A 22756-nucleotide genomic window follows, 5' to 3' on the forward strand; every position below is an offset into this window, starting at 1 on the left:
CGAATGGCACCGCAGTGACTGGCGTGAAACAGCGTAGGCGAACACACGGGCGTCTGTCCGCCGAATGAGAACGTAGGCTTCCCCCCATGGCTAAGAAGCGCTCGGGCGAGGGTCACAGCAAGACCCGGCAGGCCGCGAAATTCCTCGGTGTCAGCGTGCTCTCCGGAGCGGTTCTGGCGGGGCTGGCCCTGCCTGCGGTCGGCGCCTTCGGGCTCGTGGCGAAGGAGTCCGTCGAGGGGTTCGACGAGATCCCCGCCAGCCTCAAGACCCCACCGCTCAGTCAGCGCACCACCATCCTCGACGCCAAGGGCGGCGAGATCGCCAAGGTGTACTCCCGTGACCGCACGGTCGTGCCCCTGAACGAGATCTCCCCCTATATGCAGCAGGCGATCGTCGCCATCGAGGACGCGCGGTTCTACGAGCACGGGGCGGTCGACCTCAAGGGCGTACTCCGCGCCGTCAACAAGAACGCCCAGTCCGGCGGCGTCTCCGAGGGCGCGTCCACCCTCACCCAGCAGTACGTGAAGAACATCTTCGTGGAGGAGGCCGGCGACGATCCGGACAAGGTCGCCGTCGCCACCCAGCAGACCCTCGGCCGGAAGGTCAAGGAGCTGAAGTACGCCATCCAGGTCGAGAAGGAGCTGGGCAAGAAGAGAATCCTCAACAACTACCTGAACATCACCTTCTTCGGGCAGCAGTCCTACGGGGTGGAGGCCGCCGCGCAGCGCTACTTCAGCAAGCGCGCCAAGGACCTCACACTGGAGGAGTCCGCGCTGCTGGCCGGCATCGTCCAGTCGCCGAGCCGCTTCGACCCGGTCAACGCGCCGAAGGAGGCCACCAAGCGCCGGAACATCGTGCTCCAGCGCATGGCCGACCTGAAGAACATCACCCCGGCCGAGGCCACCGCCGCCCAGGCCAAGCCGCTCAAGCTCAAGATCACCCGACCGAAGAGCGGCTGCATCACGGCCGTCGACGGCGCGGGCTTCTTCTGCGACTACGTCCGCGAGACCTTCCTCCAGGACCCCGTCTTCGGCAAGACCAAGGAGGCGCGTGCCAAGCGGTGGAACGAGGGCGGCATGACGATCCGCACGACCCTGGACCCGCAGACCCAGAAGTCGGTGCAGAAGTCGATCAGCGATCACGTCTACCAGAACGATCCGGTGGCCACCGCGGTATCGATCGTCGAGCCCGGCTCCGGCAAGGTGCTCGGCATGGGGCAGTCCCGCCCGTACGGCTTCGGTGAGAACCAGACACAGATCAACTTCTCCGCCGACCACGCGCAGGGCGGGTCGAACTACGGCTTCCAGACCGGTTCGACCTTCAAGCCGATCCTCGCGGCGGCTGCCCTGGAGGAGGGTTTCTCGCCGAACAAGACCTACTCCTCACCCTTCCGGATGCCCTATCCGGACGAGGTCGAGACGTGCAACGGCACGTGGCGCAACGGCGGCGGCGAGATGGTCAACAACGAGAACCGGAGCGAGGTCGGCCCGTACGGGATGCGGGAGGCCACGGCGAAGTCGGTCAACACCTACTTCATCCAGATGATCGGCGACACCGGCACCTGCCCGGTGACCAAGATGGCGTCGAAGCTGGGCCTCAAGCCGGCCTCCGGCAAGAAGATGGACCAGGTCCCGTCGATCGCCCTCGGCACGCAGGGCATGTCCCCGCTGCGGATGGCGGCCGCCTACGCCACCTTCGCCAACGGCGGCAAGTACTGCACCCCGGTCCTGATCACCTCGGCGACCGGGCCCAACGGCAAGAGCATCAACGTGCCGAAGACGCAGTGCTCGCGCGCCATGTCCGAGCAGACCGCCGACACCGTCAACACCCTGCTCAAGGGCGTGGTCGAGGACGGTACGGGCAAGGAGGCCGGTCTGGGCGGCCGGGACAGCGCGGGCAAGACGGGTACGACGGACGGCCGTAAGGCAGCCTGGTTCGTCGGCTACACCCCGAACATGGCCGGCGCGGTCTGGGTCGGCGGCCCCGGCAAGGACGTCGAGATGGAGAACATCAGCATCGGCGGCGTCTACCACGACAAGGTCTACGGCGGTGACACCCCGGGCCCGATCTGGCGCGACGCCATGGCGGGCGCGCTGGAGGACAAGCCCGCGCCGTCCTTCGACACCGTGCCGGTGGCGGACGCGGACCGCGGGCAGGGCTCGGAGAAGGCGGGCTCGGGCCGCGGCCGGGGCAAGCCGGGCGCCGGTGGCAACAAGCAGGGCGGCGGCAAGCGGAACCAGCCGCCGGGACCGGGGATCGTCGGCGGGAACTGACCGCCGGGCCTCGGCCGCACAATGAAGAGGGGGCGCCCGGACCGTTCGGTCCGGGCGCCCCCTCTTCATTCCTTTACTTACCGACTGCCGACCAGGCGTGGCGGGGGGTAGTACCCGCCGCGGATCGTGTCAGCCGGCGAGGAGCTTCTTCACCTCGGCGGAGATCCGGCCGCCCTCGGCCCGGCCGGCCACCTTCGGCTTCAGGATCTTCATGACGGCGCCCATGGCGCGCGGGCCCTCGGCGCCGCCGGCCTTGGCCTCGGCGACGGCCTCCGCGACGACGGCGGCCAGCTCCTCGTCCGACATCTGCTGCGGCAGGTAGGTGGCGAGGACCTCGCCCTCGGCCCGCTCGCGCTCGGCGGACTCGGCGCGGCCACCCTTGTCGAACGCCTCGGCGGCCTCCCGGCGCTTCTTCGCCTCGCGGGTGATGACCTTCAGCACCTCTTCGTCGGACAGCTCACGAGAGGTCTTGCCGGCGGTCTCCTCGTAGGCGATGGCGGAGAGCGTGAGGCGGAGCGTGGAGGAGCGCAGCTCGTCACGCGCCTTGATGGCGGTCGTGAGGTCGTCGTGAAGCGTGGACTTGAGCGTGGTCATGCCGCAATCTTCGCACTGCGGGACGCGGAGTGCGCCGCATTAACGACCGGTGCGCCGGGGCGGGCGGCCTCCTTACGGACAACTCCCCTGCCCTCGGGGCCCATCCGCCATCCCGTGGGTCACCCGAGGAGACGGACCGGGGTCACCGGTGCCCCGGCGGTCTGCGACCATGGGCACCATGCGCGCGCGATACGGAGTACCCCTGGGAATCACGGCGGCCGGCGCGGCAGGCATCGCCTACGCCGCCGGCTTCGAGGTCCGTTCCTTCCGCCTGCGACGGATCACGGTCCCCGTGCTGCCGCGGGGGATGCGGCCGCTGCGGGTGCTCCAGGTCTCGGACATCCACATGGTCGGCGGCCAGCGGAAGAAGCAGCGCTGGCTCCAGTCGCTGGCCGGCCTGCGCCCCGACTTCGTCATCAACACCGGCGACAACCTCTCCGACCCCGAGGGCGTCCCGGAGACCCTGGACGCGCTCGGTCCGCTGATGGAGTTCCCCGGCGCGTACGTCTTCGGCTCGAACGACTACTACGGCCCGAAGCTGCGCAACCCCGCCCGCTACCTCATGGAGAAGGCCAGCGGCCGGCACGGGCTGAACGGCAACGCCCCGGCGGTCGGTGTGATCCACAACCCCTGGGAGGAGCTGCGCGACGGCTTCGACGCGGCGGGCTGGGTCAACCTCACGAACACCCGCGGCAACCTCAAGGTCGAGGGCTACGACATCGCCCTCACCGGCCTCGACGACCCCCACATCAAGCGCGACCGGTACGCGGAGGTGACCGGCGGCCCCCAGGAGGACGCGGACTTCTCCCTGGCCGTCGTGCACGCCCCGTACCTCCGGGTGCTCGACGCCTTCACGGCCGACCGCTACCCGCTGATCCTCGCGGGCCACACCCATGGCGGACAGCTCTGCATCCCCTTCTACGGGGCGCTGGTCACCAACTGCGACATCGACACCAAGCGGGTGAAGGGCCTCTCCACCCACCAGGCCGGCGGCCACCGCTCGTACCTCCACGTCTCGGCGGGCTGCGGCACGAACCGCTACACGCCGGTCCGCTTCGCGTGTCCTCCGGAGTCCACTCTTCTTACGCTCGTGCCGCGGGACTGAGCGGCGGGGGGGCTGGGTCGGTCCGGGCCGGGGAGATCTTCCGGCCGGGGCGGAGTCCTGGGGCTCCGGGGCCCGGGGCCCCGCGCGTCCATCGCCACCCATCGGGCGCCCGGGGGGCTCAGCCCTACGCGCCCGACGTCACCTCCACCCCCGGCGGAACACCGCCACCCGTCCGGCCCGGAGGGTTCCTGGGGCACACCCGTACGGTAGGGGGATGCTCGAACCCACCCCCTCCACCGCAAACCGGCACACTGCGCCCGCCACGGCGGCCGTTCCCGCGTCCGCGGTCGTCCCGACCGCCCGCCGCCCCTTCACGGCGGCCTTCCGCGCGCTCGTGGCCTTGGCGGCGCTCACCGGCATCGTCCTGGACTCGGTCGACTCCGACGACCTCGGCCGGCTCTTCAGCTACTTCACGATCCAGTCCAACATCCTGGTGGCGGTCACCTTCGCCTGGGCGGCCCAGCGCGCCTGGACCGCGCGCCCCGCGCTCTCCCCGCGGATCACGGGCGCGGCGCTGCTCTTCATCTCGATCACGGGCCTGGTCTTCCACTTCGTGCTCTCGAACGACTCCAGCGGCTTCTCCATGACCAGCGAACGCACCCCCCTGGAGTCGATCGCCAACCAGCTCCTCCACACCGTGACCCCGCTCGCGGCCGCCCTCGACTGGCTCCTGCTCACCGCGCCCGGCGGCTTCCTCCTGCGCCACGCCTGGCAGTGGCTGGCCTACCCCCTCCTCTACCTCCCCTTCGCCCTGGTCCGCGGCGCCCTCCTCGACCCCGGGACCGAGGGCCGCTACCCGTACCCCTTCCTGGACGTGGACCTCCACGGCTACGAGGGCATCGCCGTCAACGCCGTCGTCTTCGGCCTGGCCTTCTACGGACTGGCCCTCGTCCTGGTGCTGCTCGACCGCATACGCCCCCACCTGCGCGGCCCCCGGAATCGGATTTCGCCTCTGGGCTCCGGTCCGCTAAAGTAGAGCTCGTTGCGCCGGGGACTGCGAAAGCAGGGCCTGAAGCGACAATCGGGGTGTAGCGCAGCTTGGCAGCGCGCTTCGTTCGGGACGAAGAGGTCGTGGGTTCAAATCCCGCCACCCCGACAGCTGAAACAGCAGGTCAGGCCCGGTTCCTTCTCAGAAGGAACCGGGCCTGACCTGTTTTTCGGTATGCCTGGGGAGCGAACGTGGAGGGGATCAAGAAGAGCGGGGCCGGGACCCCGCCGCGCTCACTCCCCTACCGTCGGGCCTTCACCAGTGCATCGAGGGCAACCGCGGGTGACCCGGGACACATCTTCAGCCGATCAGACAAATGCCTCCTGGCCGTCCACGAGCTGCTGGATCGCGGACAGGATCCCCTCCACGGCTGCGGGCTCGGCGGCCAGGGCGGTCAGCGAGACCGACGGCCAGCCGTTGTAGCCCTTCTCCCGTTGCACCTCCAGTTTCTGCTCCAGGCCGGGAACGGCCGGCAGGGAATTCGCGAAGGCGGCCGCGCCTTCGCGGCTGAGGTGATGGTTGATCGATCCGAAGCTGAAGGCGAGTTCCTCCTTCGCGGGGTTGGTGTACAGGGACAGCGTCCAGATCGGTACCTGCCGGCCGGCGACGGGATAGTAGACGGACATGCTCGGATACCTGGCCGTACCGCCCTCCAGCCGCCCCCTGGCGGCCGCGTGATCGAGGAGTGCCGTCGCCGCCGTCATGGAGGCCGGGGCAAGACGGGCCCGCATCGCCGCTTCCATGTCGGCGCGCGTGGTCCTCTGCGTGGAGCGGCGGCCGGAAGGGGACTTCGCCGCCGTGGCGACCTCCCCGTGGATACGGGGTACAAGGACGCGGAGGTCTCCGTCGCCTCGGTACTGGGTCAGTTCGACCGCGTAGACGTCGGTCTGCCGCATCTGCCGGTTCAGGAATTCGACGATCGCTCTCAGCTCCAGCGGGATCCGGTCCGCGACGAACAGCAGCCGCATCTGTCCGACGGCCAGCCGTTCCTCGACCGTCGACCAGAAGTCTTCCGGGGAGCGGTCACCGAGCAGTTCCCCGTACGCCTCTTCCAGGGATCGGCCGTCTGCGACGCAGGTTTCCTCGAAAGAGCGCTGGAGCAGCGCTCCAGGCCAGTAACGCGCCCCGTTCGCGGCGTAGTCGAGCATCTGCCCCACCACCTCACGCCGGATGCGCGTATCGTTCGCCCGCTTGACCTCCACGAGGGTGGGCACCCCGTCGGCGTCGACGAAGAGGTGGTCCAGCCAGTACGTCGGACCGTTCTCCGCGCTCGTCGGAACACCCATCTCCCGTGCCACCAGCACCAGCCGCAACGGCTGGCCGTCGGACAGCGAGCCGAAATCCAGCACCCTCGGATGGCGTGCGAGAAGCTCCTGGAACTCTGCCTCGGTCTCGAATCCGGCCAGCTCCAGAGCCTGTAGATCGTTCCCCAGAACGAATACCGGCTGATCGGTCACTTGCTCCCCTACCCCAGTGGTCAACGATTGCTTCCATATCGATTGATACCGGAAGCCACTGGCAACAGCGACCCCGCCCGGCTCAGCGGCGCCGCGGGGTGGCGTGCGGGCGCTTCGAGAGGGCCACTGCGTATCCCACCGCGAGTGCGAGTCCCGCTGCTCCGATGGCGATGAAGCCGAGGATGTCGAGTGCTCCAGCGTCGCCGGAAATGCTTCCGACGGTGCCGACGGCCCCGGCGAGCGTCGCCAGGATTCCCAGAACGAGCGTCCGGTGGTTGCCGAACAGCGCGTACGCGACGGGCACCCGGCCGGGCCCCGAGGTGTTGCCTTGTCGCATGTCTCCGCGCCTCATTTCATGGTAGACGCACTCATATCCACGCTATCGGTCGCGTACTGCCAAATCCTCATGCGTCTACGGCACTTTGACGGCTGCCGCGAGCCGCTCCTCCGCAACACGGGGTCACATCCCGCCCGATGCCGGGGTCATGACGACCAGCGAGTTTCCGTCAGGACTTCCGGGCCGTCCTCGGCGGGGCATTCGACGTGGACTTCCGTCGCGGTTCCCCGACCGACAAGAGGGGCGCGGGGCAGGACGAGAGGCACCGCGTGCGGTTACTGTTCGAATTCACGTGGGCACCTTGTGTGTCATGAATGATGTCTGGGCGCGCACGCCGGTGACCACGGACGGGCGGACGGGGACCGTCGGGCAGCATCCGGGGCTCTGTGACAGCCGCTATCTGGAGCGGCGGGGAAGGCTGGTCCGGGCGGCCCGGGGCCACCGTGTCGGGGACCCCTCGCCCCCGGTCACGTACAGCGAGGCCGAGCACGCGACCTGGCGTACGGTCCACTCGGCGCTGACCACCGCGCATCGGCGGCACGCGTGCCGGGACGTCCTCGAGGCCGGTGCGGACGCCCCGGTCCCCGCGGACCGCGTGCCGCAGCACGCGGAGGTCTCGGCGGAGCTGAGGCCCCGGACGGGGTTCGCGTTCACGCTGGCCGGCGGGTTCGTGGAGAGCCGGCGCTTCCTCGGTGCGATGGCCCGCGGGTACTTCCACGCCGTGCAGTTCGTCCGCCACCCCGCGATACCGCTGTACACCCCTGAGCCGGATGTGATCCACGATGTCTTCGGTCACGGCATCCATCTGACGTCCCCGCGCATCGCCGGCCTCTACCGGCTGTTCGGGCGCACCGCGCTGCGGCTCCGCACGCCGGAGGCCATGGCTCTGCTGAGCCGGGTCTACTGGTTCACGCTCGAATTCGGTGTCATGCGGGAGGCCGGGGAGGTCAAGGCGTTCGGCGCCGGCCTGCTGTCCTCCTACGGGGAGCTCGGCGCGCTGGACCGGTGCGAGGTCCGCGACCTGGACGTCCGGGACATGATCGGGGCGCGTGACCGCATCCCGGGCTACCAGCCCGTCCTCTTCGACGTCCGGTCGCTCACGCACCTCACCGACACTCTGACCGCCTTCCTGGAGGGGTTCGACGACGAGGCCGGTGCCCGGCTCACGGCGGCCGCCCCGGCCGACCGCTCGTAGCGGCACGGTCCGGGCGGGCCGCGGCCTCCCGGCCGAGTTATCCACAGGCTGGGGGACTCCTCGACACGTTGTCGGTCCGGCGGCGCAGAATGGGGCCATGACTGAGAGCAACGGGTCCAAGCTGAGTGACGGGGCCGCGGAGGCCGGCGCGGGCGCGTCGCGCGCGGCGAGTGAGGCCATGCCGGACTGGGAGAAGCGCTTCCGGGCGCCGCGGGTGGGGCTGCCGAAGTGGGCGGAGGACGCCCCGGACCGCTCGCTGTTCGTCTCGAACGTGACGGGCACCTTCGAGCTCTACGCCTGGGACCGCGCGACGGGCGAGCAGCGCCAGGCGACCGACCGGCCGAACGGCACGACGGGCGGGCTGCTGTCGCCGGACGGCGAATGGATCTGGTGGTTCTCCGACAAGGACGGCGACGAGTTCGGCGTGTGGATGCGCCAGCCCTTCCACGGCGGGCCGGACGAGCCGGCGACGCCCGGTCTCGACCCCTCCTACCCCGGCGGCCTGGCCCTGGGCCGGGACGGCACGGCGGTCGTCGGCCGGTCCACGGACGAGGGCGGCTCGACCGTCCACGTCGCACCGCCGGGCGGCCGGCCCGTGGAGATCTACCGCCATGAGGAGTCCGCCGGCGTCGGCGGCCTCTCCCACGACGGCACCCTGATCGCGATCGAGCACACCGAACACGGCGACGCCATGCACTCGGCGATCCGGATCGTCCGTACTGACGGCACCACCGTCGCCGAGCTCGACGACACCCGGGGCGGCACCGAGGAGCTCGGCCTCGCCGCGATGGGCTTCGCCCCGGTCGACGGCGACTCCCGGCTGCTCGTCGGGCACCAGCGGCGCGGCCGCTGGGAGCCCATGCTGTGGGACGCCGCGACGGGCGAGGAGACGGCCCTCGCCATCGACCTGCCCGGCGACCTGGACGCCGACTGGTATCCGGACGCGTCCGCGCTCCTGATCGAGCACAGCTTCCAGGCCCGCAGCGAGCTCTGGCGGTACGACCTGGCCGACGGCACCCTGTCCCGCGTGGACACCCCGGAAGGCACCGTCTCCGGCGCCCTGGCCCGCCCCGACGGGACGGTGGAGTTCCTGTGGTCCTCGGCCGCCAAGGCCCCCGTCGTGCGGTCCACGACCGGGCAGGTCGTGCTGGACCCGCCGCCGGCGCCCGGCGGCGTGGGCCGGGCCCCGGACTCGGTGCCGGTGAGCGACGCGTGGGTGGACGGACCCGGCGGCAAGGTGCACGCCCTGGTGCAGAAGCCGGCGGGCGAAGGCCCCTTCCCGACCGTCTTCGACATCCACGGCGGCCCGACCTGGCACGACAGCGACGCCTTCGCCGCCGGCCCGGCGGCCTGGGTGGACCACGGCTTCGCGGTCGTGCGCGTCAACTACCGGGGCTCGACCGGCTACGGCAGGGCGTGGACGGACGCCCTCAAGCACCGGGTCGGCCTGATCGAGCTGGAGGACATCGCGGCGGTCCGGGACTGGGCCGTCGCGTCCGGGCTCGCGGACCCGGAGCGGCTCGTGCTGGCCGGCGGCTCGTGGGGCGGCTATCTGACGCTGCTGGGGCTCGGCACCCAGCCGGACGCCTGGGCGCTGGGCCTGGCGGCCGTGCCCGTCGCCGACTATGTGACGGCCTACCACGACGAGATGGAGGCCCTGAAGGCCCTCGACCGCACGCTGCTGGGCGGCACCCCGGAGGAGGTCCCGGACCGCTTCGCCGCCTCGTCACCGCTGACGTACGTCGACGAGGTGCGCGCGCCGGTCTACATCTCGGCCGGGATGAACGACCCGCGCTGTCCCATCCGGCAGGTGGAGAACTACGTCGAGCGGCTGGAGCAGCGGGACCACCCCCTGGAGGTCTACCGCTACGACGCGGGGCACGGCTCCCTGGTGGTGGAGGAGCGGGTCAAGCAGCTCCGGCTGGAGATCGCCTTCGCGGAGCGGCACCTGGGCGCCGGTCGGTGACGCGCGGTGGCCTCCCGCCCCGCGGACGTCGCAGGCGCGTAGGCCCGCGTAGGCCCGCGTAGGCCCGCGTAGGGCCGTAGGTCCGTAGGTCCGTAGGTCCGTAGGTCCGTAGGTCCGTAGGTCCGTAGGTCCGTAGGCCAAGGATCTGGCCCCGGGCTCTGGGCCCCTGGCCCTCTCGCCTTACAGGCTTGGGGGCCGGGCTCCGGCCCCCACGAGTCCCTACGGCTGCTTGGCGCCTTCCGGGGCCTCGGCCGCTTCGGAGACCGCCGCTTCGGAAGCCGCCGCCTCAGAGGCTTCCCGGTCCTCGGCCCGCTTCGGCTTCGGGACCTCGGCACCCTCCGGCTGGTCCGGGGTGATGCCGAGGGCCAGGTCCTTGGCCGCCTCGACCTCCCGGCGGAAGAGCCGGAACCACATGAAGAGGACGAAGCCCGCGAAGACGAACCACTCGCCGGTGTAGCCGAGGTTCTGGAAGGCCTTGAGGTCCAGGCCGCTGTTGGGGGCGGCGGCCGGCGGCACCGGGGTCAGGGCGCCCTCCGCCTTGGGCGCGGTCAGCCACGCGTCGTACACCTCGTACGGCAGGACGTTGACCAGGGAGGCCGCGCTGATGACGCCGAGCTGGCCCTCGGGCAGCCCGCCGGCCGACCGTACGCCCTTGGAGGCAGGGCTCTCCGAGGCCTGGAGGGAGCCGACGACGGAGACGTTCCCCTTCGGCGGGGCGGGCACGGCGGCGGTGTCGGCCTTGGAGTCGGCGTCGCCCGGCAGCCAGCCGCGGACGACCGGGATGGCCTTGCCGTCGTCCGTGCGCAGCGGCGTCAGGACGTAGAAGCCCTGGCGGTCGTCCAGGCTGCGGTTCGGGACGAGCAGCTGATGCCCGGGGTCGTAGCGGCCGGTGACGGTGGCGCGGCGGCCGGAGGTCTCGGTGCTCACCGGCAACAGCTCGCGCAGCGGCTCGGCGGCGGCCGACTTGGCCTCGTCGGCCTGCGTCTGCTGCTCGCGGTGCGAGTCCACACGCGTTTCGAAGCGGCTGAGCTGCCAACTGCCCATGAACAGGCAGACGGGGATGGACAGCACGGCGAAGACGTTGATCGCCCACCAGCGGGAAGTCAGCAGGAACCGATACACACCACCACGGTACGGGCCTCTCCGCGCGGCCTCCGCACCGGGCGGCTCCCTACCGCCCCGCCACAGGCCGGGAACGCGGAACGGTGCGGCCGGGAGGCTGCGCCGACGTGCCCGAGAGGCCGGGCCGACGTGCCCCGGAGAGGCCGGGCCGACGTGGCCGGGAGCCGAGCCGATCTGACCGCGGCCGAGCCGACGTGGCCCGAGGCGGGGAGCCCGACAGTCCGGAGCGGGAAGCCGGTGCGGTCAGTGCGGGGACCCGGCGGGAACCGGCACGGCCCACGGAGGGAACCCGCATGTCCAGAACCTGAAGCCCCTACGGCCCGAACCCGCAACCCACGCGCACCTCGGAGCGCCGGGCCGGCCCGTCTCCGGCTACCTCGCGGGGACGGCCATGGGGCCCGTGCGGTAAACCGTTCCGGCGCAGGCGTCGTCGATCTTGGCGTCCGCTATGGCGGGCTCGCCGACGTCCGGGGTGTGGCTGACCACGACGCTCCCGGGCGGCTTGGGCGGCGGGGTGTTCTCCGTCACGCCGGGCGTCTGCTCGGCGGCGGCGCCGGCGGCCGGGGCCGCGCTCGCGCTCGGGGCGGGGCTGGCGGGGCCGGTGTTCTTCGCGCAGCCGTTCGTCCCGCCGTCGGACGAGGGTATCCAGGCGAACTTCACCTCGTAGGCCTGGCCGGGCTGGAGGATCACCTCGCTGGGCTCGACGGCGGGGCTGGGCAGCCCGGTCGCGGCGTCGCCCTGGGTGTGGTCCACGACGGAGACCCGGGAGGGCTCCGCGCTGCCGCGCGCGCTGGCGGCGACGGTGCCGGGCCCCGCGACCGTACAGACGGTGCGGGAGACGTTGACGACACGGAAGGCGCCGTAGACACGGCCGTCCCGGTCGGCGGCGCCGACGGTGCCGGCGCCCTGGCCGAGCTGGTCGCGGTCGCAGGTCGGGGAGACCGCGGCGAAGGTGTTCGTGGGGTCGGGCAGGCTGCTGGACGGGGTGCCCGAGGGCTTGGGCTCATTGCCCCTGCGGCTCTCCTCCTTGCGCTCCTCGCCCGGGGAGTCCTGGCTGCCGGAGTCCTTCTCCTCCGGGCGGCCGGCCTCGGTGAGGCCGTCGCCCCGGCCGTCGCCGCCCTCGTCCTCGCTGCGCCGGCTGCTGGCCGTGGTGGTGCGCTGCTCGTCGGCCCCGTCGTCGGTGGAGGCGACGTGGAGGAGCGCGGGCAGTGCCGTGCCGCCGAGGATCAGCGCGGCCGCGGCGCCGATGAAGGCCTGCCGACGGCGCGCGCGCCGCGCCGGGACCGCGCGCCGCAGCTGCTCCAGGGCGTCGGGGGACGGCTCCAGCTCCTCGACGGCGCCCTGGAAGAGGCGCCGCAGCGCCTGCTCGTCGACGCCGGACAGGCTGGACAGGCCGGCAGAACCCAGGTCAGCAGGACCGGACAGACCGGCAGGCCCGGAAGGGTCGGAGGAACCGGAGGGGTCAGACGGGACGAAGGGGTCCGAGGGCCCGGAGGAGGGGTCCGCGGAGCCTGAACCCCCCGCGGCGTCGCCCGGCCCGAAGGGACCCGGCACGCCCGAAAGGCCCGGCACCCCGGGCCGGGAAGGGCCGGACGAGCCGTCCTCGGGACGGCGGCCGTCCGAGTGCTGCTGGTTCATGCCGGAGCCTCCATGGCGACACGCAGCGCCGCGATGCCGCGGGAGCCGTACGCCTTGACCGACCCGATGGAGAGGCCCAGGGTCTCGGCGACCTGGGCCTCGGTCATGTCGGCGAAGTAGCGGAGGACGAGGACCTCGCGCTGGCGGCGCTGAAGTCCGCGCATCGCAGTGATCAATTGGTCTCGCTCCAGCTGTTCGTACGCGCCCTCCTCGGCGCTCGCCATGTCGGGCATCGGCTTGGACAGCAGCTTCAGCCCGAGGATGCGACGGCGCAGCGCGGAGCGGGACAGATTGACGACAGTCTGCCTCAAATAGGCCAGGGTCTTTTCCGGGTCCCGGACGCGGTTGCGCGCGGAGTGCACCCGTATGAAGGCTTCCTGGACGACGTCCTCGCAGGAGGCGGTGTCGTCGAGGAGCAGCGCGGCGAGGCCGAGCAACGACCGGTAGTGGGCGCGGTAGGTCTCGGTGAGGTGGTCGACTGTGGTGCCCGCTGCCATCGCCTCGTCAGCGTCCCCACGCTGGGGCGGGAGCTGGGCGGCGGGGCGGGTGGTCGGCCAGGGGGCGATCACCGGCATGCCGCCCGACGCGCGGGGACGCGGACGCACTGCGCTGCTGCCACGCCTCGGGGCGGTTGCGATGCTGATGACCTCTGCCACGCCTGTTGGACACGCTTCCCCCCATCAGGGTTGTACGCGCGAGGCACCCCGTTTGACGATGCGCCGCGTGACGATGCGTCATATGCCCTCATGCGTACCAGCTCTTCCTCAATGCCCCGGTTTTGGCACCGCCGCAAGAGACGGCAGCAAAGACGCCCCGTGCTCGGTCACCGGTTCCGGCCGTCGGTCACGAGGGGCGGATAGTGATAGTCGAACACACCATCTGCCCAGCTCAAGAGGTCTGGACCAACGACTTGATCACAGGACCTTCACGGAACCTCCAGATTAGGGAGTGGTCAGCTCCGCCGCCACGAATTCAGCGATCTGGGCGGTGTTGAGGGCCGCGCCCTTGCGCAGGTTGTCACCGCAGACGAAGAACTCCAGCGCCTTGGGATCGTCCAGCGCGCGCCGCACCCGCCCCACCCACGTGGGGTCCGTGCCGACCGCGTCGGCAGGCGTCGGGAACTCCCCCTCGGCGGGGTCGTCGACGAGCACCACACCGGGGGCGTTGGCCAGGATCTCGTGCGCCTGGGCGACCGAGACCTCGTTCTCGAAGCGCGCGTGCACGGAGAGCGAGTGCGTCGTGATCACCGGTACGCGCACACAGGTCGCGCTCACCGGGAGCCCCGGCAGCCCCAGGATCTTCCGGGACTCGTCCCGGATCTTCAGCTCCTCGGAGGACCAGCCGTCCTCCCGGGGCGAACCCACCCAGGGCACGACGTTCAGCGCCAGCGGGGCCGGGAAGGGACCCATGGCGTCGCCGACCGCCCGCCGGAGGTCGCCCGGCTGCGTGCCCGTGCCCGGCGAGGCGCCGACGACGGCGGCGAGCTGCGCCCGCAGCGTGTCGACGCCCGCCTTGCCCGCGCCCGAGGCGGCTTGGTACGAGGAGACGACGAGCCCGCTCAGCCCGAACTCGGCGTGCAGCGCGCCCACCGCGACGATCATCGACAGCGTGGTGCAGTTGGGGTTGGAGATGATGCCGCGCGGCCGCACCCGCGCCGCGTGCGCGTTGACCTCGGGCACCACCAGCGGCACGTCCGGGTCCATCCGGAAGGCCCCGGAGTTGTCCACGACCACCACGCCCTTGGCGGTGGCGATCGGCGCCCAGCGCGCCGCGACCTCGTCGGGCACGTCGAACATCGCGACGTCGACCCCGTCGAAGACCTCCTCGGCCAGTGCGAGGACCGGGGTCTCCACACCCCGGACGGCCAGCGTGCGGCCGGCCGAGCGGGCGGACGCCACGAGGCGGATCTCGCCCCAGACGTCCGCGTGCTGGGAAAGGATCTCCAGCATGACCGTGCCCACGGCGCCGGTGGCGCCGACCACGGCGAGGGTCGGCTTACGGCCCGTACCCGCCGGAGCGGGACGGGCCGCGTAGCCGCCGGTCATCGACCGGTGCCGCCGTAAACGACCGCCTCGTCGCTCTCGCTGTCCAGGCCGAAGGCCGTGTGCACGGCGCGCACGGACTCGTTGGCGTCGTCGGCGCGCGTGACCACCGAGATGCGGATCTCGGAGGTGGAGATCAGCTCAATGTTCACGCCCGCGTCGGACAGCGCCTCGAAGAAGGTCGCCGTGACACCCGGGTTGGTCTTCATGCCCGCGCCGACCAGGGAGATCTTCGCGATCTGGTCGTCGTAGCGCAGCGAGTCGAAGCCGACGCGTCCCTTCGTCTTCTCCAGCGCCTCGATGGCCTTGCGGCCCTCGGTCTTCGGGAGGGTGAAGGAGATGTCCGTGAGGCCCGTGGAGGCCGCCGAGACGTTCTGGACGATCATGTCGATGTTGATCTCGGCGTCCGAGATGGCGCGGAAGATCGTCGCGGCCTCGCCCGGCTTGTCCGGCACCCCGACGACCGTGACCTTGGCCTCGGACGTGTCGTGGGCGACACCCGAAATGATCGCCTGCTCCATCGGCTGGTCCCCTCGCGGTTCGTTGCTGACCCAGGTGCCCTGGAGCCCCGAGAAGGACGAGCGCACATGGATCGGGATGTTGTAACGGCGTGCGTACTCGACGCAGCGGTGCAGCAGCACCTTGGACCCGGAGCTCGCCAGCTCCAGCATGTCCTCGAACGAGATCCAGTCGATCTTGCGGGCCTTCTTCACGACCCGCGGATCGGCGGTGAAGACCCCGTCGACGTCGGTGTAGATCTCGCACACCTCGGCGTTCAGCGCGGCGGCGAGCGCGACGGCGGTGGTGTCGCTGCCGCCCCGGCCCAGGGTGGTGATGTCCTTCTTGTCCTGGGACACACCCTGGAAACCGGCCACGATCGCGATGTTGCCCGCGTCGACGGACTGCTGGATCCGGCCCGGCGTGACGTCGATGATCCGCGCTTTGTTGTGGACCGAGTCGGTGATGACCCCGGCCTGGCTGCCCGTGAACGACTGCGCCTCGTGACCGAGGTTTTTGATCGCCATGGCCAGCAGCGCCATGGAGATGCGCTCTCCGGCGGTCAGCAGCATGTCGAACTCGCGCCCGGCAGGGATCGGCGAAACCTGCCCGGCGAGGTCGATCAACTCGTCCGTCGTGTCACCCATCGCGGAAACCACGACGACCACGCGGTGGCCGTTCTTCTTGGCTTCCACGATTCGCTTGGCAACCCGCTTGATGCCTTCGGCATCGGCAACGGAGGAGCCTCCGTACTTCTGCACGACAAGGCCCACGTGCGCTCCTCGCAACTATGTGTAATGCGGTCGGCTCAGTCTAACGAGCGACCGGAATCAGCCACGCGGATATCGCATGGTGAGACATCCGGCCCGCTCCAGGGAGGTCCCTGCCCTGTTCCCCGGGCCGCACTCACGAAGGTGATCCAGGTCACGACGGGTGCGGGGCGGTCCGTACGGGCCGCCCCGGCCTCACACGCTCCGCAGGCCCAGCGGTCCGGCGATCTCCGCCGCCATCACCTTCCCGGCCTCCTCGGCCAGCTGCTCCTCCGTGGCCGCGGAGTCCGTGTCCAGGCCCTGGAGCTCGTCCAGCGGCTGGTCGAGGCGGACGTGCGCCACCAGGGACTGGAGGGCCCGCAGCGCGGCCGAGGCCGTGGGGCCCCAGTTGGAGAGGTAGGAGAACTGCCACCACCACAGGGCCTCGCTGACCCGGCCGTCGCGGTAGTGCGCCATGCCGTGGCGCAGGTCCGTGATGATGTCGGCGAGGTCGTCGGAGATCCGGCAGGCGACGGGCGCGCTGCGCGGCACGTACGGGTCGAAGACCTCGGAGTAGACGTCCACCGGGTCGAGCATCACGGCGAACCGCTCGCGCAGCTCGTCGACGTCGGGCTCGGGGCCGACGTCCGGCTCGTACCGCTCGTCGGGGAGGAAGTCCTCGTGCGCGCCGAGCCGGCCGCCGGTGAGGAGGAGCTGGGAGACCTCCAGCAGCAGGAAGGGCACGGCGCTGTCGGGCTCGTCGCCGCGGGACACCTCGGCGACCGCGACGATGAAGCTCTCGATCGAGTCCGCGATCTGGACGGAGAAGTCGTCGGGATCGCGCTTGGCGTCATGGAGCGTTGCGTCAGACATCGAGAAGTCGTCTCCCTTCGAAGGCACGCCCGAGCGTGACCTCGTCGGCGTATTCAAGATCTCCACCCACAGGCAGACCACTGGCCAGCCGCGTGACCTTCAAACCCATGGGCTTCACCATGCGCGCGAGGTACGTGGCGGTGGCCTCTCCCTCCAGGTTGGGGTCTGTGGCGAGGATCAGCTCGGTGACGGTGCCGTCCGCGAGCCGGGTGAGCAGCTCACGGATGCGCAGATCGTCCGGGCCGACACCCTCGATGGGGCTGATGGCCCCGCCGAGTACGTGGTAGCGGCCGCGGAACTCGCGGGTCCGCTCGATCGCGACGACGTCCTTGGACTCCTCCACCACACAGATGACGGCGGGGTCGCGGCGCGGGTCGAGGCAGACGCGGCAGCGCTCGTCCTGAGCGACGTTGCCGCAGACCGCGCAGAAACGGACCTTCGCCTTGACCTCGGTCAGCGCGTGGGCGAGCCGGCGGACGTCGGCCGGCTCGGCCTGGAGGATGTGGAAGGCGATCCGCTGCGCGCTCTTGGGACCGACGCCGGGCAGCCTGCCCAGTTCGTCGATGAGGTCCTGGACCACGCCTTCATACACGGATCGAATGCTCCTTCTGTCTCTGTCTGTCGTTGTCGCGGTCCGCCGTGGTCACGCGCGGTCCGCCGGTGCCGCACCGCCGCCGGGGCTTCGCGCCCGGCGGCCCGGCCTGCTAGAAGGGCAGGCCCGGGATACCGCCGCCCAGGCCCTGCGCGAGCGGGCCGAGCTTCTGCTGCTGGAGCTGCTGAGCGGTGGCGTTGGCGTCACGCACGGCGGCGACCACGAGGTCCGCGAGGGTCTCGGTGTCCTCGGGGTCCACGGCCTTGGGGTCGATCACCAGGGCCTGGAGCTCGCCGGCGCCGGTGACGGTCGCCTTGACGAGGCCGCCGCCCGCGGTGCCCTCGACAGGGGTGCGCGCGAGCTCTTCCTGGGCCGCCGCGAGGTCCTGCTGCATCTTCTGGGCCTGCTGGAGCAGCTGCTGCATGTTGGGCTGGCCACCACCGGGGATCACGGTTTCGCTCCTGGCTGTCGACGACGATGTCTCGGTAGCCCGAGCCTACGTGCTCACCGGGCGGCGCGCCCCATGCCGGGGGAAGAAGTCCGGTAGGCGCCTGGGGGCGTACGCGGCGCATCCGGAACGGGGGCGGAATCCGTACCGAACACGCGCGGAACGCGGCCGTACGGCTACTCGTACGGCCGGGTGTGCGGAGGGGCGGGCACGGGGCGTACGGGCGCCCCGGCGCTGCCCTTCGGCACAGGATCCGGGGGGTGTACGGGCAGCCCGGCCCTGCTCCCCGGAACGGGATCCGGGCGGTGTACGGGCACCCCGGCCCTGCTTCTCCGAGCGGGACCGGACGGTCCACGGGCGCCCCGGCGCTGCTCCCGCCTACTCGTTGGCGGTCTCTTCGATGACGGTCGCGCCCAGCTCGCGGACGATGAGGTCGTGCCCGGTCAGGGCGGAGTCGACGAGGTCGGGATCGTCCTCGGCGGGCATGTCGTCCTCGGGGGCGACCGGCGGCGGCTCGGGCTCGCGGTACGCCTGGGAGGGCGCGGGCGGGGCCTGCCGGGGCTCGGGCGCCGGGGTGGCCCCCTGCGGCGGCCCGGCGGCCGCGCGCGCCTGCGGGGCGCTGGGGGCGGCCGGGGCGCTGCCGGCCCCACCACCACCGAAGCCACCGGGGGTGCCGGTGCCGTAGCCGCCCTGGGCGGGGGCGCTCGCGGGGGCCCCGCCGAAGCCGCCGCCGGGGGCGCTCGCACCGCCGAAGCCGCCACCGCCGCCACCGGAGAACCCGCCGCCGGCCGGGGCGCCGGCCGGGGCCACGACGAGGTCGATCTTCCACTGCGCGCCGTTCATGACGTCGCCGACGGCCTGGCGGAGGACGTCCTCACTGCCGCTGTTGGCGAAGGAGTCGCGGGCTCCGGGGTTGGCGAAGCCGATCTGGAGCGTGGTGCCGTCGAAGCCGACCACGTCGGCGTTCTGGCTGAGGACGATCCAGGTGAAGCGGCGGCGGTTCTTGACGGCTTCCAGGATGTTCGGCCACATCTGGCGCACGTAGGAGGCGTCGCCGATGGGGGCCGCGGCGGCCTGGGCCGGCGGCTGGGCGTACGAGCCGGTGGGCGCGGGCTGGGCCGGGGCGGCGGGGCCCTGGCCCGGGGTGGCGGCGGACGGCCAGGCACCGGCGGCCTTGGACGCGGCACCGCCTTGGCCGGAGCCGGGGGCCGCGGCGGTGGGCCAGGCGCCCGCGGCGGGCGCGGGGGCCGGGGCCGCCGGGGCCTGTGCCGGAGCGGGTGCGGGGGCGGGTGCGCTCGCCGGGGCGGCCGCGGCGGGCCAGGCACCGGACTGCGGGGCACCGGAGGCGGCGGCCGGGGCGGGGGTGCCCGAGACGGCGGCACGGGCCGCGGCGGCGCCGGAGAGCCCGGAGGGGGGCGCCACGGGCGCGGCGGGAGCGGCCTGCGGGGCGGGGGCGGTGTGGGCGCCGGGCCCGGGGGCGTACCCGGCGGCGGGGGCCGGGCCGTGGCCCGCCGGGGCGTAACCGGCGGGCGGGGTCATGGGCGCCGTCACCACGCCGGCGCCGGCCGCGAGGGCGCCGCGCTCCAGCTTGTCGAGACGGGCGCGCACGGAGCGCTCGTCGTCGAAGGCGGCCGGGAGCAGGACGCGGGCGCAGATGAGCTCCAGCTGGAGGCGCGGGGACGTGGCGCCGCGCATCTCCGTGAGGCCCTCGTTGACCAGGTCCGCGGCGCGGCTGAGCTCGGCGGCGCCGAAGACGGAGGCCTGGGCCTGCATGCGCTCGACGAGGTCGGCGGGGGCGTCGATGAGGCCCTTCTCGACGGCGTCGGGGACCGCGGCGAGGATCACCAGGTCGCGCAGGCGCTCCAGGAGGTCGGCGACGAAGCGACGGGGGTCGTTGCCGCCCTCGATCACGCGGTCGACGACCTCGAAGGCGGCGGCGCCGTCGCTCGCGGCGAAGGCGTCGACGACGGCGTCGAGGAGAGAGCCGTCGGTGTAGCCGAGGAGGGACGTCGCCATGGCGTATGTCACACCGCCCTCGGCGGCGCCGGCGAGGAGCTGGTCCATGACGGACATCGAGTCACGGACGGAGCCGGCGCCGGCGCGCACGACGAGCGGCAGGACGCCGTCCTCGACCGGGATCTTCTCCTGGCCGCAGACCTCGCCGAGGTACTCCCGCAGGGTGCCGGGCGGCACGAGGCGGAAGGGGTAGTGGTGCGTACGCGACCGGATGGTGCCGATGACCTTCTCGGGCTCGGTGGTCGCGAAGATGAACTTGAGATGCTCCGGCGGCTCCTCGACGACCTTCAGCAGGGCGTTGAAGCCCGCCGAGGTGACCATGTGGGCCTCGTCGATGATGTAGATCTTGTAGCGGCTGGAGGCGGGGCCGAAGAAGGCCTTCTCCCGCAGGTCACGGGCGTCGTCCACACCACCGTGGGAGGCCGCGTCGATCTCGATGACGTCGATGGAGCCGCGGCCGTTGCGCGCGAGGTCGATGCAGGACTGGCACTCGCCGCAGGGCGTGGGCGTGGGGCCCTGCTCGCAGTTCAGACAGCGGGCGAGGATGCGGGCGCTGGTCGTCTTTCCGCAGCCGCGCGGCCCGCTGAACAGGTACGCGTGATTGACCCTGTTGTTACGCAGCGCCTGCTGCAACGGGGCGGTGACATGCTCCTGACCGATGACCTCGGCGAAGGACTCGGGACGGTAGCGGCGATAGAGCGCGAGGGACGACACACCTACGACGATATCGGGCCCCACTGACAAGTGGTCTCGATCACAGCTCAAGGGGCCTTCCGCACGCCCCCACGGACCCCTCCGCGAGCCCCCGGGGGCTCCGGCGGCCCCGGACAGATCCTCCGCGAACCCCGGCGACCGCGTCCCCCGCCCGGACGGGGCCGACCCGCGCCTGGCCCAGGAAACACAAGGGCCCCCCACGCACCCGCCAGAGCCCACTTACCCTTGCTGCCTTCCGGCCCTGGGGGAGTTGGGTGAGATAGCGCCACGTGAGGGGCTTGCCCTCAGCCTAGCGGATCCCGGCCGGTGCTCGTGCCCCCTCCCCCGCCCCGGACCCCCTCGGCACCTCCCCCGGCCCCACCTCGGCGGAAGGCGTTCGCGAGCACCCCTTCGAGTCTTGTATTGTTTGCGGCGGAGGATTCGCCTAGAGGCCTAGGGCGCACGCTTGGAAAGCGTGTTGGGGGCAACCCCTCACGAGTTCGAATCTCGTATCCTCCGCCACGGCTGACCAGCCGAAACGAAGGTCCCGACCGCACAGCGGTCGGGACCTTCGTCGTTGTGTGGTTGCAGTTTTGGTTGTACTTCCCGGCTAGCGCCCGTTGAGGACGGCCCGGCACACGTTGCAGTACATGGCGGCGTTCCGCCCGTAGCGCCGCATCAGCTGGCCGCAACCGGCGCACAACCCGAGCTCCCACGGCGGGCACCCCAGCGCGGCGGAGGCGGCGGCGGCGCGTTCCACGGTGGTGATCCGCATCGGGTCGCGGGACCGCTGGACCGGCATGCGGGGAAGCGCGAAGCCGCCGGTCGGCTGGTCGAGATCGCGAACAGGTCGGCCGTCGCTGACGAACCAGCCCTCCTCCCCCGCTCGGCAGCTGCGGTCGATCTCCTGCTCGGCGAACGTGATCAGGTCGTCTTCCTCTTCGACCGGGGCCGCAGGGAGAGGCGTCTTATCACCGATGAGCTCCTGCCACAGCGCGCGGTCCTCGGCCGAAACCCACATGTGCCGGCCGGCGCGCCCGCTTCCTCGGTTGGGCACGTAGACCGGGACGCTCTCGCCCGTCGCGCTCCGCAGGACCAGGTCCTCGATGAAGACCGCCTTCTTCTCCGGGAGGCACAGCGCGGGCACGAACCAGTCCGCGTGAATCGCGCCACAGTGGCCGGCGCCCTCGCTGATGAGGCAGTGGCGCTCGCTGCTCACTACGCACTTCCAGACTTCGAGGTGCCGGTACCCGCCGCGGATCACCATCTCCTTGCCGTCGGCGATGTCCTTCCACGGCATGTCGTCGACCCGCGCCCACGGAGCGCGGTCGATCAAGGAGGCCGTCCGGTCCTTCGCCACCCAGAGGGGAGTGATGCCGTGCTCCACGGCGTTGACCGAGCGCCGGTGGACGCTGCTGGGACTGAGGTGGTGGTACTGGATCTCCCAGCCGATCCGTATGCCGCCGGGACCGACGACGACGGCGTCCGAGACGCTGCGCCGGTTGCCGATGGGAACCTCGGCCTCGGCGTCCAGGCCGTGACGCCCGGCGGTCTCGACGATCCGCTCCTTGGTGGCCTTGTGCTGGGCACTCTCCTCCGGCGTCGCCTTGTGCGTGATCGGCAGGTGCGAGGCGACGAGCGGTCGCCGGCCACCCACGCGCCCTCGGCGGATGAACATCCAGGGCGATTTGCCGCCCGACTCCGACTGGCACTCACGCTTGTCGTGGTGCGCCAGGCATTCGAGCAGCTGCGGGTCGCGCTCGGAGACGCTGGCAATAATCTCCTGGAGCAGATCGGGACGGTCCGGGTGACCGAGGTCAGGCAGGGACAGATTGATCTCTATGCCGTATCCGGTGTGCCACACCCCATTTGCCATCCCTCCACGATAGGAACGACCACTGACACCCAACAGGGCGCGTCCAGGATCGAACTCCGATAGCCGGCCCCGGAGTTCATCGGGACCGGCTACCAGAAAGGGGCTGGATCACCAGTCGCGGAAGGCGGTCAGCGCCGCCACCTTTCCCAGAGCCACCCCATCGCCGTGACCGTCACGAGGCCCAGCACCTGCTGGGCCTCGTTACCGATACCGGTGGTGTAACCCGCCGCATAACCGACGGCGACGGCCGCGACGAACAGCTCGAACCTGGGCGGTCGCTCGCTTCCGGCCGCG

At 71.6% G+C, this 22756-nt stretch carries 18 protein-coding genes, 2 tRNA genes and 1 other RNA gene; 7 read left to right on the plus strand and 14 right to left on the minus strand.

What is annotated here, in order from left to right; all coding sequences use genetic code 11:
* Positions 1-86: 86 nt before the first annotated feature.
* On the plus strand, positions 87-2273 hold the full coding sequence (locus SMD11_RS15550) for a transglycosylase domain-containing protein (protein WP_087927036.1): 2187 nt from the start codon (positions 87-89) through the stop codon (positions 2271-2273).
* A 129-nt stretch (positions 2274-2402) separates the two neighbouring features.
* Here SMD11_RS15550 and SMD11_RS15555 read toward each other — a convergent pair whose 3' ends face one another.
* The gene (locus SMD11_RS15555) at positions 2403-2867 is read right to left on the minus strand and encodes a GatB/YqeY domain-containing protein (protein WP_087927037.1); all 465 of its coding nucleotides are present in this window, start codon (positions 2865-2867) and stop codon (positions 2403-2405) included.
* Between the two features lie 178 nt (positions 2868-3045).
* On the opposite strand from SMD11_RS15555, the gene SMD11_RS15560 reads away from it, so the two are divergent.
* The 3 genes from SMD11_RS15560 (at position 3046) to SMD11_RS15570 (ending at position 5068) form a co-directional block, all read left to right on the plus strand.
* Positions 3046-3972 (plus strand): metallophosphoesterase, encoded by a 927-nt coding sequence (locus SMD11_RS15560; protein WP_087930527.1) that lies wholly within the window; start codon positions 3046-3048, stop codon positions 3970-3972.
* 214 nt (positions 3973-4186) lie between these two features.
* Positions 4187-4948: a Pr6Pr family membrane protein gene (locus SMD11_RS15565; protein WP_087927038.1), complete on the plus strand. Its 762-nt coding sequence runs from the start codon at positions 4187-4189 to the stop codon at positions 4946-4948.
* Between the two features lie 46 nt (positions 4949-4994).
* Positions 4995-5068, plus strand: a tRNA-Pro gene (locus tag SMD11_RS15570).
* Between the two features lie 200 nt (positions 5069-5268).
* On the opposite strand, the gene SMD11_RS15575 is transcribed toward SMD11_RS15570, so the two are convergent.
* Together SMD11_RS15575 and SMD11_RS15580 are read right to left on the minus strand one after the other, a co-directional pair.
* Positions 5269-6417 carry a hypothetical protein gene (locus tag SMD11_RS15575; RefSeq protein WP_087927039.1) on the minus strand — a complete coding sequence of 383 codons (1149 nt, stop codon included), beginning with the start codon at positions 6415-6417 and terminating at the stop codon, positions 5269-5271.
* 82 nt (positions 6418-6499) lie between these two features.
* A complete protein-coding gene (locus SMD11_RS15580; protein WP_087927040.1) occupies positions 6500-6754 on the minus strand; it encodes a hypothetical protein in 255 nt (84 codons plus the stop codon).
* 310 nt (positions 6755-7064) lie between these two features.
* Here SMD11_RS15580 and SMD11_RS15585 point away from each other — a divergent pair, with 310 nt between their 5' ends.
* Positions 7065-7949: a phenylalanine 4-monooxygenase gene (locus tag SMD11_RS15585; RefSeq protein ID WP_087927041.1), complete on the plus strand. Its 885-nt coding sequence runs from the start codon at positions 7065-7067 to the stop codon at positions 7947-7949.
* 178 nt (positions 7950-8127) lie between these two features.
* A complete protein-coding gene (locus SMD11_RS15590; protein ID WP_199844070.1) occupies positions 8128-9915 on the plus strand; it encodes a prolyl oligopeptidase family serine peptidase in 1788 nt (595 codons plus the stop codon).
* Positions 9916-10134: 219 nt separating this feature from the next.
* Here SMD11_RS15590 and SMD11_RS15595 read toward each other — a convergent pair whose 3' ends face one another.
* The 10 genes from SMD11_RS15595 to ffs form a co-directional block, all read right to left on the minus strand.
* On the minus strand, positions 10135-11037 hold the full coding sequence (locus tag SMD11_RS15595; RefSeq protein WP_087927043.1) for an SURF1 family protein: 903 nt from the start codon (positions 11035-11037) through the stop codon (positions 10135-10137).
* 372 nt (positions 11038-11409) lie between these two features.
* Positions 11410-12675: a hypothetical protein gene (locus SMD11_RS15600; protein WP_087927044.1), complete on the minus strand. Its 1266-nt coding sequence runs from the start codon at positions 12673-12675 to the stop codon at positions 11410-11412.
* Positions 12672-13331 carry a SigE family RNA polymerase sigma factor gene (locus SMD11_RS15605; protein ID WP_199843887.1) on the minus strand — a complete coding sequence of 220 codons (660 nt, stop codon included), beginning with the start codon at positions 13329-13331 and terminating at the stop codon, positions 12672-12674. Before SMD11_RS15605 ends, SMD11_RS15600 begins: the two co-directional genes overlap by 4 nt.
* Positions 13332-13616: 285 nt before the next feature.
* Positions 13617-14720 carry an aspartate-semialdehyde dehydrogenase gene (locus tag SMD11_RS15610; protein ID WP_087927045.1) on the minus strand — a complete coding sequence of 368 codons (1104 nt, stop codon included), beginning with the start codon at positions 14718-14720 and terminating at the stop codon, positions 13617-13619.
* Positions 14717-15988, minus strand: coding sequence for an aspartate kinase (locus tag SMD11_RS15615; RefSeq protein ID WP_087927046.1), 1272 nt, complete (start codon positions 15986-15988; stop codon positions 14717-14719). Before SMD11_RS15615 ends, SMD11_RS15610 begins: the two co-directional genes overlap by 4 nt.
* Before the next feature lie 192 nt (positions 15989-16180).
* Positions 16181-16837: a DUF5063 domain-containing protein gene (locus SMD11_RS15620; protein ID WP_087927047.1), complete on the minus strand. Its 657-nt coding sequence runs from the start codon at positions 16835-16837 to the stop codon at positions 16181-16183.
* Positions 16830-17429, minus strand: coding sequence for a recombination mediator RecR (recR, locus tag SMD11_RS15625; protein WP_087927048.1), 600 nt, complete (start codon positions 17427-17429; stop codon positions 16830-16832). The genes SMD11_RS15620 and recR overlap by 8 nt, the downstream gene beginning before the upstream one ends.
* 112 nt (positions 17430-17541) lie before the next feature.
* Complete coding sequence (locus SMD11_RS15630) at positions 17542-17880, minus strand: YbaB/EbfC family nucleoid-associated protein (protein ID WP_087927049.1); 339 nt, start codon at positions 17878-17880, stop codon at positions 17542-17544.
* A gap of 375 nt (positions 17881-18255) precedes the next feature.
* Complete coding sequence (locus SMD11_RS15635; protein ID WP_087927050.1) at positions 18256-20607, minus strand: DNA polymerase III subunit gamma and tau; 2352 nt, start codon at positions 20605-20607, stop codon at positions 18256-18258.
* A gap of 186 nt (positions 20608-20793) precedes the next feature.
* An RNA gene (gene ffs, locus SMD11_RS15640) (signal recognition particle sRNA small type) lies at positions 20794-20888 on the minus strand.
* 132 nt (positions 20889-21020) lie between these two features.
* Between ffs and SMD11_RS15645 the strand changes: the two genes are divergently transcribed.
* Positions 21021-21108 (plus strand) — tRNA-Ser (locus tag SMD11_RS15645).
* 88 nt (positions 21109-21196) lie between these two features.
* Here SMD11_RS15645 and SMD11_RS15655 read toward each other — a convergent pair.
* Positions 21197-22462 carry a hypothetical protein gene (locus SMD11_RS15655; protein ID WP_234366052.1) on the minus strand — a complete coding sequence of 422 codons (1266 nt, stop codon included), beginning with the start codon at positions 22460-22462 and terminating at the stop codon, positions 21197-21199.
* Between the last annotated feature and the right edge of the window lie 294 nt (positions 22463-22756).

This window comes from Streptomyces albireticuli, assembly GCF_002192455.1.
GTDB classification, from domain to species: domain Bacteria; phylum Actinomycetota; class Actinomycetes; order Streptomycetales; family Streptomycetaceae; genus Streptomyces; species Streptomyces albireticuli_B.